This window comes from Streptomyces sp. Y2F8-2 (assembly GCF_014905555.1).
Lineage (GTDB): Bacteria > Actinomycetota > Actinomycetes > Streptomycetales > Streptomycetaceae > Streptomyces > Streptomyces cynarae.
Genome location: NZ_BNGS01000009.1, coordinates 188,669 through 203,331, shown reverse-complemented (window position 1 = coordinate 203,331; position 14,663 = coordinate 188,669). Strand labels below are relative to the sequence as shown.

Genomic DNA, 14,663 nt, shown 5'->3' with positions numbered 1-14,663 from the left:
CGACCACGCCGACACCGACCACGTTAGGACCCGGTACTGACAACGGGGTGGTCAGCCGAGCATGCGCGACCGCCCCGGCCGGATCGGATCCGGCCGGGGCGGCTGTCACGCGGACAGGGCTGCCGTCTTACGCGAGCGACGTCAGCGCCTCGTTCCAGGTCGCCGACGGGCGCATGACCTCGGCGGCCTTCGCCGGGTCGGGCTGGTAGTAGCCGCCGATGTCGGCCGGCTTGCCCTGAACGGCGATCAGCTCCTCGACGATCTTCTGCTCGTTCGCGGCGAGCGTCTCGGCGAGCGGGGCGAACGCCTTGGCCAGCTCGGCGTCGTCGGTCTGCCTGGCCAGCTCCTGCGCCCAGTACAGGGACAGGTAGAAGTGGCTGCCGCGGTTGTCGATGCCGCCGACGCGACGGGTCGGGGACTTGTCCTCGTTGAGGAAGGTCGCCGTGGCGCGGTCGAGTGTGTCGGCCAGCACCTGGGCACGGGCGTTGCCCGTGACCTTCGCGTACTGCTCCAAGGACGGCACCAGGGCGAAGAACTCACCCAGGGAGTCCCAGCGCAGGTAGTTCTCCTTGACCAGCTGCTGGACGTGCTTCGGGGCGGAGCCGCCGGCGCCCGTCTCGAACAGGCCGCCGCCCGCCATCAGCGGGACGACCGACAGCATCTTGGCGCTGGTGCCCAGTTCCAGGATGGGGAACAGGTCGGTCAGGTAGTCGCGCAGCACGTTGCCGGTGACGGAGATGGTGTTCTCACCGCGGCGGATCCGCTCCACGGACAGCTTGGTCGCCTCGATCGGGGAGAGGATCCTGATGTCCAGGCCCTCGGTGTCGTGTTCGGGCAGGTACTGCTTGACCTTGGCGATCAGGTTCGCGTCGTGGGCGCGGGTCTCGTCCAGCCAGAAGACGGCCGGGTCGCCCGTGGCGCGGGCGCGGGTGACGGCCAGCTTGACCCAGTCCTTGATCGGGGCGTCCTTGGTCTGGCAGGCGCGGAAGATGTCACCGGCGGAGACGGTCTGCTCGATGACCACGTTGCCGTTGCCGTCGACCAGGCGGACCGTGCCCGTGGTCGGGATCTCGAAGGTCTTGTCGTGGCTGCCGTACTCCTCGGCCTTCTGCGCCATGAGGCCGACGTTCGGAACCGAGCCCATGGTGGCCGGGTCGTAGGCGCCGTTGGCGCGGCAGTCCTCGATGACGGCCTGGTAGACGCCCGCGTAGCTGGAGTCCGGCAGCACCGCGAGGGTGTCGTGCTCCTGGCCGTCCGGGCCCCACATGTGGCCGGAGGTGCGGATCATGGCCGGCATGGAGGCGTCGACGATCACGTCGGACGGGACGTGCAGGTTGGTGATGCCCTTGTCGGAGTCGACCATGGCCAGGTCCGGGCCCTCGGCGAGCTCGGCGTCGAAGGAGGCCTTGATCTCGTCGCCGTTCGGCAGGGCCTGAAGGCCCTTGAAGATGCCGCCCAGACCGTCGTTCGGGGTCAGACCGGCCGCGGCGAACGTCTCGCCGTACTTCGCGAACGTCTTCGGGAAGAAGGCGCGCACCACGTGACCGAAGATGATCGGGTCGGAGACCTTCATCATCGTGGCCTTCAGGTGCACGGAGAACAGGACGCCCTCCTCCTTGGCCTTGGCGACCTGCGCGGTGAGGAACTCGCGCAGGGCGGCGACCCGCATCACGGAGGCGTCGACGACCTCGCCCTCGAGGACCGGCACGGACTCGCGCAGCACGGTGGTCGAGCCGTCGTCGCCCTTCAGCTCGATGCGCAGCGAACCGGCCTCGGAGATCACCACGGACTTCTCCGTGGAGCGGAAGTCGTCCACGCCCATGGTCGCCACGTTCGTCTTGGACTCGGAGGTCCAGGCGCCCATGCGGTGCGGGTGGGTCTTGGCGTAGTTCTTGACCGAGGCGGGTGCGCGGCGGTCGGAGTTGCCCTCGCGCAGGACCGGGTTCACCGCGGAGCCCTTGACCTTGTCGTAACGGGCGCGGATCTCCCGCTCCTCGTCGGTCTTCGGCTCGTCCGGGTACTCCGGCAGCGCGTAGCCCTTGCCCTGCAGCTCGGCGATGGCCGCCTTCAGCTGCGGTACGGACGCCGAGATGTTCGGCAGCTTGATGATGTTGGCCGCGGGGGTCTTGGCCAGCTCGCCGAGCTCCGTGAGGTCGTCGTTGATCCGCTGGCCCTCGTCCAGGTACTCCGGGAAGACCGCGAGGATGCGCCCGGCCAGCGAGATGTCGCGGGTCTCGACGGCGACGCCCGCCTTCCCGGCGTAGGCCTTGACCACCGGCAGGAAGGAATACGTCGCCAGGGCCGGGGCCTCGTCAGTGTGCGTGTAGATGATGGTCGAGTCAGTCACCGGGTGCTCCGCTCCACGTCTGCAACATTGCTCGACATCAAGATATCTCGTACGCGGACCCCGCTCGACAGTGGCCTGCGCCACGGACACCCCGATGTCCGATCAGGACGCTCCTGCGACCTCGCGCTCGATCCACCGGCAGATCACGTCCACCACATAGGCGTGCTCCGCGCGGTTCAGTTCCCGCCCCTTGGGGATCGCGTGCCAGCGCTGGAGGCAGGTACGACAGCAGGTCGCGGTCGCGTGCTGGGCGACGAAGACCGGGTGGCCCCGGTAGGGGGTCTGCCTGCCGTCCTTGTACGGTTCGGCCGGCGCCAGACGCTTGGCGACGAGGTCATAGGCGTGCCACCGGATCGTGGAGGGGCCCTTGAGCCGGGCGGTGGCCAGGTCGCGCCCGCGCAGGTGGAACTTCGCGCGGAACGGATGGCGCGCGACGGCGTCCAGCTTCTGGTCGAGCGAGTGGGCCGTCGGAGCCGGAGCCGGAGTCGGGGGGTGGGGGTCTGGCGAGGACATCATGCTCCTTCGAGCATAGAGCCGCCGGTTCCCCGACTCCGGGCCGCCGGGGCTAACCGGCCTCCGACACCCTGTCCCCGCCGCTGCGCTGCGACGGGATGACCACCGAGCCCTGCTGGAGCGCCACCGTCCGCGTCGGCGCCGGAATGCGGATGCCCTCGGCCCGGTACCGCTTGTGCAGGCGCTTGATGAACTCGTGCTTGATCCGGTACTGGTCGCTGAACTCGCCGACGCCCAGGATCACCGTGAAGCCGATCCGGGAGTCGCCGAAGGTGTGGAAGCGGACGGCCGGCTCATGGTCCGGGACCGCTCCGGTGATCTCCGTCATCACCTCGGCGACGACCTCGGTGGTGACCTTCTCGACGTGCTCGAGATCGCTGTCGTAGGCGACGCCGACCTGGACGAGCACGGTCAGCTGCTGCTCGGGACGGGTGTAGTTGGTCATGTTCGTCTTGGCGAGCTGACCGTTGGGGATCACGACCAGGTTGTTCGAGAGCTGGCGCACGGTCGTCTGCCGCCAGTTGATGTCCACGACATAACCCTCCTCACCGCTGCTCAGCCGGATGTAGTCGCCGGGCTGGACCGTCTTGGAGGCGAGGATGTGGACGCCCGCGAACAGGTTGGCGAGGGTGTCCTGCAGGGCCAGCGCGACCGCCAGACCGCCGACGCCCAGGGCGGTGAGCAGCGGCGCGACGGAGATGCCCAGGGTCTGCAGCACCACCAGGAAGCCGATGGCCAGGACCAGGATCCGCGTGATGTTGACGAAGATCGTGGCGGATCCCGCGACCCCGGAACGGGACTGCGTGACCGTCCGTACCAGGCCCGCGACCACCCGGGCCGCGGAGAGGGTGACCACGAAGATGAGCAGCACGGTCAGGGACTGGTTCACGTGATGCTGGACCGTGCGCGTCAGCGGGAGCACCGCGGCCGCGGCCGCCGCGCCGCCCGCGATCGCCGCCCACGGCACCACCGTGCGCAGGGCGTCCACGATCACGTCGTCACCGCTCCAGCGGGTGCGCTTGGCGTGCTTGGCCAGCCAGCGCAGCAGCGTGCGCGACAGGAACGCCGCCAGGAGGCCCGCGGCCAGGGCGATCCCGCCGAGAATGAGGTCGTCCAGGGTCACGGCGCGGTTCACCGGTCACCTCCCGCGTGAAAGGAAAGGCCCCGGGGCCGGAAGTGATGAATCGTCACCTTGCCACCTGCTCGAATCACGGATTGCACGATCGCGTCCGGACAGGTGTTCGCTGTCCGGAGTGAGGATTCATCCTGCCGCATGACGGTGACGTCCCCTCACCGGGACGTCGGGAAGCGGCCATTGGCGTCGCGGCGTGCGCGCGGGGGTCACATGTCCGAGAACGATCCGTGCCGCCCCGCGCCCGCAGCGAAACGCGCGGCGCCCTGAAGGCCCTGAGCCAGTACGTCCATGCCGTGCCGGAGTTCGACACGCAGGGCCGCCCGCTCGTCCAGCCCTTCCTGGTCCAGTACCGAGGCACGGTCGCCGCGCAGGCAGGCCTGGGGGAAACGGGCGATCGCGGCGGCGAGTTCCTCCGCCTCGGCGCGGGCATGCCCCGTCGGTACGACCCGGTTGGCGAGCCCCATCTCCCGGGCCTCACGGGCCGGCACCGCACGGCCCGTGAGGATCATGTCCATCGCCCGGCTGGTGCCGATCAGCCGCGGCAGCCGGACCGTCCCGCCGTCGATGAGCGGCACGCCCCAGCGGCGGCAGAACACTCCGAACACCGCGTCCTCCTCGGCCACCCGCAGGTCGCACCAGAGCGCCAGTTCGAGACCTCCGGCCACGGCGTGCCCCGCGACCGCCGCGATCACCGGTTTGGACAGCCGCAGCCGGGTCGGGCCCATCGGACCGTCGCCGTCGTCGGCGACCCGGTTGCCGCGCCCGGTGCCGACGGCCTTGAGATCGGCGCCCGCGCAGAAGGTCCCGCCCTCGCCCCAGAGCACCGCCACCCGCGCCTCCTCGTCCGCCTCGAACTCGCGGAACGCGGCGGCCAGTTCGGTGGCCGTCGGCCCGTCCACCGCGTTGCGGGCCTCGGGGCGGGAGAGGACGACCGTGAAGACGTGTCCCTGACGTTCGACGCGGACCGGCATCGGCTGCCCCTCTCGGACGGCTGTGGGGAGGACGGGGGAGAGGACCCTGACGTTACTCCCCGGTACGGCCCGCGTCCCCCGGTCAGATCACCCTGAGCCGCACCAGCGCCCCCAGCGTCAGCGCCCCCGGCAGCAGCGGCAGCCACACCGTGATGATGCGGTACGCCAGCACCACCGCCGTCGCCACGGCCACCGGGCCGCCCGCCGCGACCAGGGCGACCACCAGGGCCGCCTCCACCGAGCCGATGCCGCCCGGGGCGGGCACCAAGGCGACCGCGACCGTCGCCGCCAGATACGCCACCGCCATGTGCACGGGCGCCACCGGAAGCGACAGCGCCCGCCCCACGGCGGCGAGCCCGGCCGCCTGCAGTGTGGGAAAGGCCAGCGAGCCGCCCCACAGGGCGAGCGCCCGGGCCGGACGGGTGTGCACCGAGCGGGCCTCGGAGAGCGCCGTACGCAGGAAGGACCACATCGCCGTCCGCACCCTTCGGACCAGCAGGAGCACCGAGGTCGCCACGCACACCACCCCGGCCGCCGCGATGAGGAGCGGCCCGGTCGCCGAGGCCGGTAGGAGACCGCCGAGGTGGAGGGCGTCCGGGAAGGCGACCAGCAGCACCAGCAGCAGGCCGACCCGGGTGACCGACTCGGCGAGCAGGTACAGCGCGAGCGCCGCCGAGGAGCGGGCGAGCGGCACCCCGCACACCGTCATGAACCGCAGGTTGACCGCCCCGGCGCCGAGCCCCGTGGGCAGCAGGTGGTTGGCGGCGCCCGCCGCGAACTGGGTGGCGAGCAGCCGGCGCACCGGCAGCCGCTGCACCACTGCCCCCTGCCGGGTCAGGGCCGCCGCGACCCAGGTCAGGCAGGTGGCGCCGACGGCGGCCACCAGCCACGGCCACTCGGCCGCCCGGAGATGGCCGAAGCCCTCCGCGAGCACCGAGCGGTGCCGCACAGCCACCACGGTCACAAGGACGAGCGGGAGCAGGCAGAGCACCTGGCGGACCGGAACACGTCTGGGGAGTCCCTGAGGGAGACGCAGGACAGTCACACCGGCAGAGGGTCTCCGCACCGCACCAACACGAGGTTGCGTGCGCGAGGACGGCGGCTGACACGCCGGGCAAGGCACGGGACGGCCCGCGCGCCGCTCATTGACCTCAACGAAGCTCGAGGTTCTACCGTCATTCCCATGAGCATGGAGACCACCGCCTGGCAGCAGCTGCACAGCGTCATGACCGCGCAGGCGGAACACCGCCCCTTCGCCCGCGCCACGCTGCGCCGCATCGGCGCGTTCGCGCGCCCGCACCGGCGCCGCATCGCGCAGTTCGTCGTGGTGAGCGTGCTGACCGCACTGCTCGCCGTCGCCACCCCCGTGCTGGCCGGCCGCGTCGTGGACGCGATCGTGTCGCACGGCGACCGCGGCACGGTCGTACGGCTGTCGACTCTCATCGCCCTCATCGCGCTCGCCGAGGCGGCGCTCGGGATCCTCGGCCGCTGGCTTTCGGCCACGCTCGGCGAGGGTCTCATCCTCGATCTGCGGACGGCTGTGTTCGATCATGTGCAGCGCATGCCGGTCGCGTTCTTCACACGTACTCGTACGGGAGCGCTCGTCAGTCGTCTCAACAACGACGTCATCGGCGCCCAGCGGGCCTTCAGCAACACGCTGTCCGGGGTCGTCGGCAACGTGGTCACGCTGCTGCTCACGCTCGCCGTGATGCTGACCCTGTCCTGGCAGATAACCCTGCTCGCGCTGGTGCTGCTGCCGGTCTTCGTGGTCCCGGCCCGGCGGACGGGCCGCCGCATGGCCCGGTTGCAGCGGGAGGCCGCGGGCCTGAACGCGGCCATGGGCACCCGGATGACCGAGCGGTTCTCCGCGCCGGGCGCCACGCTGGTGAAGCTCTTCGGGCGGCCCGCGGAGGAGTCCGCCGAGTTCGCGGCGCGAGCCCGGCGGGTACGGGACATCGGGGTGCGTACGGCGATGGCGCAGTCCGCGTTCATCACCGCGCTCACCCTCGTCTCGGCCCTGGCACTCGCCCTCGTCTACGGCCTCGGCGGCTGGTTCGCCCTGCGCGGTTCCCTTCAGGCGGGCTCGATCGTCTCCCTCGCCCTGCTCCTCACCAGGCTCTACGCGCCGCTCACCTCTCTCGCCGGGGCGCGTGTCGAGGTCATGAGCGCCCTCGTCAGCTTCGAGCGCGTCTTCGAGGTGCTGGACCTCCAGCCGCTCATCGAGGACAGGCCGGACGCCCGCAAGGTCCCCGACGGGCCGGTGGCGGTGGAGTTCGAGGGCGTCTGCTTCGCCTACCCGGCTGCCGACAAGGTCTCCCTCGCCTCCCTGGAGGAGGTGGCGACCCTCGACACGCGCGGCGGCGCCGAGGTCCTGCACGGTGTCTCCTTCCGCGCCGAACCGGGGCAGACCGTCGCCCTCGTGGGCTCCTCCGGCGCCGGCAAGTCGACCATCGCCGCCCTGCTGCCCCGGCTCTACGACGTGGACGAGGGCGCCGTCCGGGTCGGCGGCGTCGACGTCCGCGACCTCAGCGCCGCGTCGCTGCGCGCGACCCTCGGCATGGTCACGCAGGACGGCCACCTGTTCCACGACACGGTCCGCGCCAACCTGCTGCTGGCCCGCCCGGACGCCACGGAGGAGGAGCTGTGGGACGTGCTGCGCCGCGCCCGCCTCGACGACCTCGTGCGCTCCCTGCCCGACGGGCTCGACACCGTCGTCGGCGAGCGCGGCTACCGCCTCTCCGGCGGCGAGCGCCAGCGTCTGACCATCGCGCGCCTGCTGCTGGCCCGGCAGCGCGTCGTCATCCTCGACGAGGCCACCGCCCACCTGGACAACACCTCCGAGGCGGCCGTCCAGGAGGCCTTGACGGAGGCGCTCGAGGGCCGCACCGCCGTCGTCATCGCCCACCGCCTGTCCACCGTGCGGGCCGCCGACCTGATCCTCGTGGTCGAGTCCGGGCGGGTCGTGGAGCGGGGCACGCATGAGCAGCTCCTCGCGGCGGGCGGCCGGTACGCGGAGCTGTACCGGACCCAGTTCGACAGGACGGTCCCGCCGATGGAGCCGCGGACGGAGACAACGGGGCAGACCCGGCCGGACACCGCGGCGGAGGCCGTGGCCTAGGGCCTCTCGTTCGGATGACGCCGGGCTGATCCAAACGAAAGACCCCAGGACCGTCGGGGTTCCAGGGGCCGGTGCCGGGAGCCGTCGCGGTGGGCGCCCGGCCTGCCGTGACCGTAGCGTTGAGGAGCGGGCACCAGGGGAGGGGCGGGAAGGGAGACGGTGACGATGCCGGACATCGACTACGCGGCCCTGTTCGCCGCCACACCGAGCCCCTACCTGGTGCTGGGAACCGACCTGGTCATCGTGGAGGTCAACCAGGCATACCTGGACGCGACCCGGCGGACCCGCGAGGACCTGATCGGACGGCACGTCTTCGACGCCTTCCCCGACAACCCGAGCGACCCCGGCGCCGACGGGGTGCGGAACCTGAACGCCTCGCTGCACCGGGTCCTGATCACCAGACAGCCCGACACCATGGCGCTGCAGAAGTACGACATCCCGATCATGGGCCGCCCCGGGATCTTCGAGGAGCGGTGGTGGTCCCCGATCAACACGCCGATCCTCCGGCCGGACGGCAGCGTGGGCGCGATCATCCACCGGGTGGAGGACGTGACCGCGTACATCCAGACCCACGGCGTGGGTCACTGGGGGATGACGGCCAAGCTCACCGAGCGCGAGGCGCTGGAGGCCGAGCTGTACGCGAGGGCGCGCGAGCTGCAGCGGCTGAGCGAGGAGCTGCGCCAGGCGCACCGGCGGGAGCGCGTGGTGGCCCTCACCCTTCAGGAGGCCATGCTCCAGTCCCCCGACCTCGCCCACCACGAGAACGTCGCCGTGCGCTACCTGCCCGCCACCGGATCGCTCAACGTGTGCGGCGACTGGTACGACCTGGTCGACCTGCCCGACGACCGCTTCGCGGTGGCCGTCGGCGACGTCGTCGGCCACGGCCTGGAGGCCGCCGCCGTCATGGGCATGCTCCGCAGCGCGCTCAGCGCGGCCACCCGTGCCCTGGAGCGGCCCGCCCAGGCCCTGGAGGTGCTGGGCCTGTACGCCCGCTCCGTCGAGGGCGCGCTCAACACCACCGCCGTCAAGGTGATGGTGGAGCCCCGCAGCCAGCTGCTCATCTACAGCAGCGCGGGTCACCCGCCACCGGTTCTGGTCCATCAGGACGGCTCCTGCGAGATGCTGGACCGGGCCACCGACCCACCGCTGGGCGCCCGGCTGCAGCATGTGCCCCGGCCGCAGGCGGGCCAGACCTACTTCCCCGGCGACACGCTCATCCTCTACACCGACGGGCTGATCGAACGCCGCGACCAGAGCATAGAAGCGGGCCTGAACCGCCTGAAGGACGTCCTGTGTCGCCAGTGCTCCCTCAGCCCGGAACGCCTCGCCGACGCCCTGCTGGCCCGGCTGGGCGTGGCCGGTGGAGCCCGCGACGACATCGCCCTGGTCGTCGTCCGGCTGTGACCCCCTTCGCCCGAAAGCCTGGCGGAGGGCGGCGCGGACGGCCCTGTGTCGAGAGGGAAGGACCGGGTACTCAGACGGGCACGGAAGGGCTGCCCGGGAGCGACGGCACCGGGCACTGCCCGGGACGGCAATGGAGTGGTCATGACACAGCACGGGGATCACGCGACCCCTGCCCGGCGATCGGAGGTGCGTGAACTGCGTCCGGCGACGACGAATTCCGAACTGTCCGGCCTGGGGGAGCGGCAACTGCCGCACGACCGCCACCAGGCGATCCTCGAGGCGACCAAACGGGTCGGCGCCGTGCTCAAGGGCAAGGGGCACGCGTTCGCGCTGGCCGGGAGCGTGGCCGTCTACGCCCACGGCGGCAGCCAGAACCTGCAGCACGACGCCGACTTCTGCGTGCGGCCCGAGGACGCCGAAGCGGTGGCGGACACGCTGAGCGAAGCCGGTCTGACCGTCTACCGGCCGCCGGAGGACTGGCTGCTCAAGGCCAAGTGCTTCGACCAGGACATCGACGTCATCTTCGAGCTGGCGCACCGGCCCGTCACCACGGACATGCTCTCCCGGGCACAGGAGCTCTCCGTCGCCTCGGTGCGCATGCCCGTGCTGTCCCCCACCGACCTGCTGTGGAGTCTGATCGCCGCCTTCTCCGAGCACCACTGCGACTTCGGCGCGGTGCTGCCCGTCGCCCGCGCGCTGCGCGAGAAGGTCGACTGGGAGCGGGTGCGGCAGGACTGCGGCGACGAACCCATGCCCGCCGCCTTCTTCTTCCTCCTCGAACGCCTGAACGTCATCTCTCCGCGCAAGGAGGCACCATGACCCAGCACGGCGGAGAGCAGGCACCACCCGGTGCCGCACCCGCTCTGAACACGGAGTACCGCGTCGCCCACCTCCTGGAGCACCTGGCCGGGGGGCACCCCGGTGAGCTGGGGGTCCGGGTCGAGGTGCGCGGCGAGGCGGTGCTGCTGACCGGCACGGTCGCCTCCGCCCAGTGCCGTGACGAAATCCTCGGTATGGTCCGCGAGGAACTGGCCGGCATCCCGGTCCACTACGACATCGTGGTCGCGGACACCTCGTCCCCCGACCATGCGGAGGAGCTCACATGATCCGTGTGGCAGCCGTCGGGGACATCCACATGGGAGCCGACAGCCAGGGAGTGCTGCGGCCGGCGTTCGAGTCCCTGCCCGAGTGCGCGGACCTGCTGCTGCTGGCCGGGGACCTCACCCGCCACGGCACGCCGGAGGAGGCCCGCGTGGTGGCCCGGGAGGTCCAGGACCTCGGGGTCCCGGTCGTGGCGGTGCTCGGCAACCACGACCACCACGACGAGCGTCCGGACGAGGTCACCGCCATCCTCCGGGACGCCGGGGCGCGGGTCCTCGAGGGAGAGGGAACCGTCGTGGAGGCCGGGGGCTCGCGCGTCGGCGTGGCCGGCACCAAGGGGTTCTGCGGCGGATTCGTCGGCCGCAGCGCCGGGGAGTTCGGCGAGCCGCTGATGAAGGAGTTCGTGCGGACCTCGCGCCGCTCGGCCGACGCCCTGCGCAAGGCGCTGGAGGAGCTGGACGGGCAGGGCTGCGACGCCCGGATCGCCCTCACCCACTATTCACCCGTGCCGGAGACCCTGGCCGGCGAACCCCTGGAGATCTATCCGTTCCTCGGGACCTATCTGCTGGCCGAGGCGATCGACACGGCCGGCGCGGACCTCGCGGTGCACGGGCACGCGCACGCCGGCACGGAACACGGCATGACCACCGGCGGCGTCAAGGTGCGCAATGTGGCCCAGCCGGTCATCGGGCGGGCCTTCCGCGTCTACCACCTGCGGACGCGGGAACCGGTGGGCGCCGGCGCCGCCGACTGAGCACCGGCCCCGGGGCCTCTCTGCCCGCCGTCCGGGGGCAGGCCGCACGACACCCCCGGACCGGCAACGGCGCCGGCAGTCCCGCCCGGGGCGGGCGCCGCTGCCGTGCCGTGCTACGACTTCGGTCGGCGGCCCGTCGTCCGCGTCATGGTCTCCGGTCTCTTGCGGGAACCGGTCGCCATCTCCTCGGAGTCGAGTATGTGTTCTCCATACAGGTCGTGCAGCCAGTTGGCCTGGTAGATGGTGTCGAGATAGCGCTCGCCGAGGTCCGGCGCGATGGCGACCGCGGTGAGGTCCCGGGTGTCGTGCCGGGACAGCCAGTCCAAGGCGCCGCTGACCACCGTCCCGGTGGAGCCGCCGAAGAGGAACCCGCGCCGGGCCAGCCGGTGGCAGGCACGGATGGTGTCCGCCTCCTCGACCCGGATCACCTCGTCGACGTACGACTCGTCGAGCAGCGGCGGGCGCATGCTCATGCCGAGGCCCGGGATCATCCGGCGGCCCGGCTCACCGCCGAAGGCCACCGATCCGACGGCGTCCACCGCGACGATGTGCACCGGCCGGTGCCACTGGCGGAAGTAGCGCGCGCAGCCCATCAGCGTCCCGGTCGTGCCCGCCCCGACGAACAGCACGTCAAGGCGCGGGAACTGGGAGGCGATCTCCGGAGCCGTCTTGCGGTAGTGCGCGCGCCAGTTGCCCGGGTTGGTGTACTGGCTGAGCCACACGTACCGGTCGTCGGTGTCGCACAGCGCGCGGACGTACTCGATCCGCGCGCCGAGGAACCCGCCGTTGGCGTCCAGGTCGGAGATGATGTGCACCTTGCTGCCCAGGGCCTCCATCAGCAGCCTGGTCGACAGGTTGCAACGCGAGTCCGTCACACACAGAAACCGGTAGCCCTTGCTCGCGGCGATCATGCTGAGCGCCACGCCCAGGTTCCCCGACGAGGACTCGACCAGTATCGAATCCGGCGTCAGGAGGCCGTCTCTCTCGGCGGCTTCGACCATCTCGGTCGCGGCCTTCAACTTGATCGAACCGGCGAAGTTGAAGCCCTCGCACTTCAGATAGAGGGGGCGGCCGAAGATCGACCGCAGGTCGACGTACAGCTGGCTCTCGTTGAAGGCATGGGGAGCGGAGATGACAGGCACGGTGGCCTCCTGATGCCAGGGCTGAGGGATGCCGTCAGCCGTAGCGGCGCAGATCGTGGAAGAAGTGGTCGATGAGGTGGAGGTGTCCGGAGCGCGCCACTTCGTCGTAGACGTACTTGCCGACGGCGAGGTCGAGGACGCCGAGTCCGAACGGCGAGAAGATCACCGTCCGGTCGTCCGGCAGGGTCACCCGTCCGGTCATGACGTCGTCGAGGGTGCCGTCGAGGAAGTCGCGGCCGCCCGTGAGCTGCTCGGTCAGATGGGGGGAGGTGTCGGCTTTCAGACAGTGCTCGACGTCATCGACGACGTTGGCGGACGCGAGCAGGACCTCGGGGGCGAGGTCGCGCAGGGACACGTGCAGTACGAGGGGGTGGTGCGTGAACCAGGCCGGGTCGGTGACGTGGGGCTTACCGGCGACGGTGGCGAAGACGACCAGGTCGCTGGAGCGGATCAGCGCCTCGGCGCTGTCGTGGACCGTGACCTCGCCGGTCGCGCCCGCCTGCTCCAGGTAACCGCGGAAGCCGGCCGTGCTGTCGGCGGCCAGGTCGTGCAGGCCGATCGAGTCGAAGGTCCAGCCGGTGCCCGCCAGGAAGGTGTGGATGTAGCGGGCGATCAGGCCGGTGCCGAAGAAGCCGACCCGCCTCGGGCGGGACCGGCCGCGGCTGAGCCGGTCGGCCGCCAGCGCCGCGGACGCCGCGGTCCTGGTGGCGCTGATGATGGAACTCTCCAGGCAGGCGAACGGATAGCCGGTCTCGTGGTCGTTGAGGATGAGCACCGCGGAGGCCCGGGGCAGTCCGGACGAGACGTTGGCCGGGAAGCTGGAGATCCACTTCATGCCGTCCACACGGTTCGGCCCGCCGATGGAGGCCGGCAACGCGATGATCCGGGAGGAGGGGCGGTCGGGGAAGCGCAGGAAGTAGGACGGGGGATTGACCGAGTCCCCGGCGCCGTGCAGCCGGTAGGTGGCCTCGACCAGGTCCACGACCTGCTGTTCGCGCCCGTCGAGTGCCTGCCGCACCTGCGCGCCGGGAATCACCGCGAAGGTGGGCGTCGCCGTGTGGTCGGGCGTGGGCTGGGCGGCGGGGGACGACAGAACGGTCATCGCCGGGTCACCTCCGGGCTCGGGCAGCAGTCGGCCAGGCGGCGGGGCTCGGCCATGGCGACCAGCACCTGTCGGTCCCCGGAGTAGGCCTCCCTGCTGTGGGCGGTGCGGATGTTGTCGACCAGCATCACGTCGCCCGCCTGCCAGGGCTCGCGACGCGTGTGCTGCTCATAGGTGGCGTTGAGCAGATCGACGATGTCCTCTCCGATGGGACTGCCGTCTCCGAAGCGGGTGTTGAACGGCAGCCCGTCCTCCCCGTACTCGTCCACCAGGTACTCGCGCACCTCCGGCGCGAGCGTCCATTCGTTGAGGAAGGCGATCTGGTTGAACCAGCAGCGCCGTCCGGTGACCGGGTGCCGCACCACGGCGGCGCGCCGCTGCCGGGTGCGCAGCGAGCCGTCGGGCAGCCAGTCGGTGTCGATGGCGTTCTCGCGGCAGTAACGCTCGATGGCGGCCCGGTCGTCGGTGCCGAACGACTCGGTCAGGGACGCCCCGATCTCGTCGTTGTAGCTGCGGGTGAGCAGCCAGCCCTCACGCTCGAACCGCTCGCTGATCTCGGCGGGCAGTGCCCGCAGTACCTCTTCCGCGTCGGCCACCGCGGTCGCCCCGCCCTGATCGGGCGCGGTCAGGCATGCGAACAGCATCAGGCCGGGGCACTGGAGGGTGTAGCTCAGCTCGTGGTGCATGCACATCGGCTGGTTGGCCGGCCAGGTCGCGGAGGAGTACAGCCGGGGGCCGTGGGTCTGCCGGGGCGCGAAGGCCTCCCGCTCCGTCATCAGCTCCCCGGCCAGCGCAGTGAAGACGGCGCCGACCCGCTCCGTCTCCTTCAGCCCCAGGCCGCGGACGAGCAGTGCGCCGTGCTCGGCGACCCGTGCGCGCAGCGCTTCCCGGTTCTCGGCCGCCCAGCTCACTGCGTCACCGGGGGCCTCGATGCGCAGGATCGGCGGTTTGCCCGGCTGCAGTGCCACTTCGGGCAGTGAGGCCAGGGACGATGACGACATCTCTGTTCTTCCTTTCGGTTGCCCCGCATGGAGGCTGATGGAGAGGCAGGGGCTGACAGGGGAGGTGGGGCTGAC

At 71.2% G+C, this 14,663-nt stretch carries 13 protein-coding genes; 5 read left to right on the top strand and 8 right to left on the bottom strand.

Annotation, left to right across the window (positions count from 1 at the left end; genetic code table 11):
* Positions 1–127: 127 nt before the first annotated feature.
* From SY2F82_RS28360 to SY2F82_RS28340, 5 genes are all read right to left on the bottom strand, one after another.
* Positions 128–2,347, bottom strand: a complete 2,220-nt coding sequence (locus SY2F82_RS28360; RefSeq protein WP_200421989.1) for an NADP-dependent isocitrate dehydrogenase — start codon at positions 2,345–2,347, stop codon at positions 128–130.
* A gap of 102 nt (positions 2,348–2,449) precedes the next feature.
* The gene (locus tag SY2F82_RS28355) at positions 2,450–2,863 is read right to left on the bottom strand and encodes a DUF4186 domain-containing protein (RefSeq protein WP_236041844.1); all 414 of its coding nucleotides are present in this window, start codon (positions 2,861–2,863) and stop codon (positions 2,450–2,452) included.
* Positions 2,864–2,912: 49 nt separating this feature from the next.
* Positions 2,913–3,995 (bottom strand): mechanosensitive ion channel family protein, encoded by a 1,083-nt coding sequence (locus SY2F82_RS28350; RefSeq protein WP_200421988.1) that lies wholly within the window; start codon positions 3,993–3,995, stop codon positions 2,913–2,915.
* Between the two features lie 206 nt (positions 3,996–4,201).
* Complete coding sequence (locus SY2F82_RS28345; RefSeq protein WP_200421987.1) at positions 4,202–4,966, bottom strand: crotonase/enoyl-CoA hydratase family protein; 765 nt, start codon at positions 4,964–4,966, stop codon at positions 4,202–4,204.
* 82 nt (positions 4,967–5,048) lie between these two features.
* A complete protein-coding gene (locus tag SY2F82_RS28340) occupies positions 5,049–6,011 on the bottom strand; it encodes a lysylphosphatidylglycerol synthase transmembrane domain-containing protein (protein ID WP_200421986.1) in 963 nt (320 codons plus the stop codon).
* A gap of 144 nt (positions 6,012–6,155) precedes the next feature.
* Here SY2F82_RS28340 and SY2F82_RS28335 point away from each other — a divergent pair, with 144 nt between their 5' ends.
* The 5 genes from SY2F82_RS28335 to SY2F82_RS28315 all read left to right on the top strand — a co-directional run bounded on the left by SY2F82_RS28335 (position 6,156) and on the right by SY2F82_RS28315 (position 11,343).
* Positions 6,156–8,084 (top strand): ABC transporter ATP-binding protein, encoded by a 1,929-nt coding sequence (locus SY2F82_RS28335; RefSeq protein ID WP_200422155.1) that lies wholly within the window; start codon positions 6,156–6,158, stop codon positions 8,082–8,084.
* A 165-nt stretch (positions 8,085–8,249) separates the two neighbouring features.
* On the top strand, positions 8,250–9,488 hold the full coding sequence (locus SY2F82_RS28330) for a PP2C family protein-serine/threonine phosphatase (RefSeq protein ID WP_200421985.1): 1,239 nt from the start codon (positions 8,250–8,252) through the stop codon (positions 9,486–9,488).
* Between the two features lie 141 nt (positions 9,489–9,629).
* Complete coding sequence (locus tag SY2F82_RS28325; protein WP_200421984.1) at positions 9,630–10,307, top strand: nucleotidyltransferase family protein; 678 nt, start codon at positions 9,630–9,632, stop codon at positions 10,305–10,307.
* Positions 10,304–10,594 carry a BON domain-containing protein gene (locus SY2F82_RS28320; protein WP_200421983.1) on the top strand — a complete coding sequence of 97 codons (291 nt, stop codon included), beginning with the start codon at positions 10,304–10,306 and terminating at the stop codon, positions 10,592–10,594. Before SY2F82_RS28325 ends, SY2F82_RS28320 begins: the two co-directional genes overlap by 4 nt.
* On the top strand, positions 10,591–11,343 hold the full coding sequence (locus SY2F82_RS28315) for a metallophosphoesterase (RefSeq protein ID WP_200421982.1): 753 nt from the start codon (positions 10,591–10,593) through the stop codon (positions 11,341–11,343). The genes SY2F82_RS28320 and SY2F82_RS28315 overlap by 4 nt, the downstream gene beginning before the upstream one ends.
* Positions 11,344–11,456: 113 nt before the next feature.
* Here SY2F82_RS28315 and sbnA read toward each other — a convergent pair whose 3' ends face one another.
* From sbnA to SY2F82_RS28300, 3 genes are read right to left on the bottom strand one after another with little or no spacing between them, the layout of a single operon-like run.
* The gene (sbnA, locus tag SY2F82_RS28310; RefSeq protein ID WP_200421981.1) at positions 11,457–12,485 is read right to left on the bottom strand and encodes a 2,3-diaminopropionate biosynthesis protein SbnA; all 1,029 of its coding nucleotides are present in this window, start codon (positions 12,483–12,485) and stop codon (positions 11,457–11,459) included.
* 34 nt (positions 12,486–12,519) lie between these two features.
* Positions 12,520–13,587 (bottom strand): 2,3-diaminopropionate biosynthesis protein SbnB, encoded by a 1,068-nt coding sequence (gene sbnB / locus SY2F82_RS28305; protein WP_200421980.1) that lies wholly within the window; start codon positions 13,585–13,587, stop codon positions 12,520–12,522.
* Positions 13,584–14,588, bottom strand: a complete 1,005-nt coding sequence (locus SY2F82_RS28300) for a TauD/TfdA family dioxygenase (RefSeq protein WP_200421979.1) — start codon at positions 14,586–14,588, stop codon at positions 13,584–13,586. The genes sbnB and SY2F82_RS28300 overlap by 4 nt, the downstream gene beginning before the upstream one ends.
* Positions 14,589–14,663: the final 75 nt, after the last annotated feature.

What these genes read in the sequence shown, in the direction of transcription:
- SY2F82_RS28355 (WP_236041844.1), bottom strand. Translation starts at nt 2,863, where the DNA reads ATGATGTCCTCGCCAGACCCCCACCCCCCGACTCCGGCTCCGGCTCCG.
- SY2F82_RS28345 (WP_200421987.1), bottom strand. Translation starts at nt 4,966, where the DNA reads ATGCCGGTCCGCGTCGAACGTCAGGGACACGTCTTCACGGTCGTCCTC.
- SY2F82_RS28335 (WP_200422155.1), top strand. Translation starts at nt 6,156, where the DNA reads ATGGAGACCACCGCCTGGCAGCAGCTGCACAGCGTCATGACCGCGCAG.
- SY2F82_RS28330 (WP_200421985.1), top strand. Translation starts at nt 8,250, where the DNA reads ATGCCGGACATCGACTACGCGGCCCTGTTCGCCGCCACACCGAGCCCC.
- SY2F82_RS28325 (WP_200421984.1), top strand. Translation starts at nt 9,630, where the DNA reads ATGACACAGCACGGGGATCACGCGACCCCTGCCCGGCGATCGGAGGTG.
- SY2F82_RS28320 (WP_200421983.1), top strand. Translation starts at nt 10,304, where the DNA reads ATGACCCAGCACGGCGGAGAGCAGGCACCACCCGGTGCCGCACCCGCT.
- SY2F82_RS28315 (WP_200421982.1), top strand. Translation starts at nt 10,591, where the DNA reads ATGATCCGTGTGGCAGCCGTCGGGGACATCCACATGGGAGCCGACAGC.
- sbnB (WP_200421980.1), bottom strand. Translation starts at nt 13,587, where the DNA reads ATGACCGTTCTGTCGTCCCCCGCCGCCCAGCCCACGCCCGACCACACG.
- SY2F82_RS28300 (WP_200421979.1), bottom strand. Translation starts at nt 14,588, where the DNA reads ATGTCGTCATCGTCCCTGGCCTCACTGCCCGAAGTGGCACTGCAGCCG.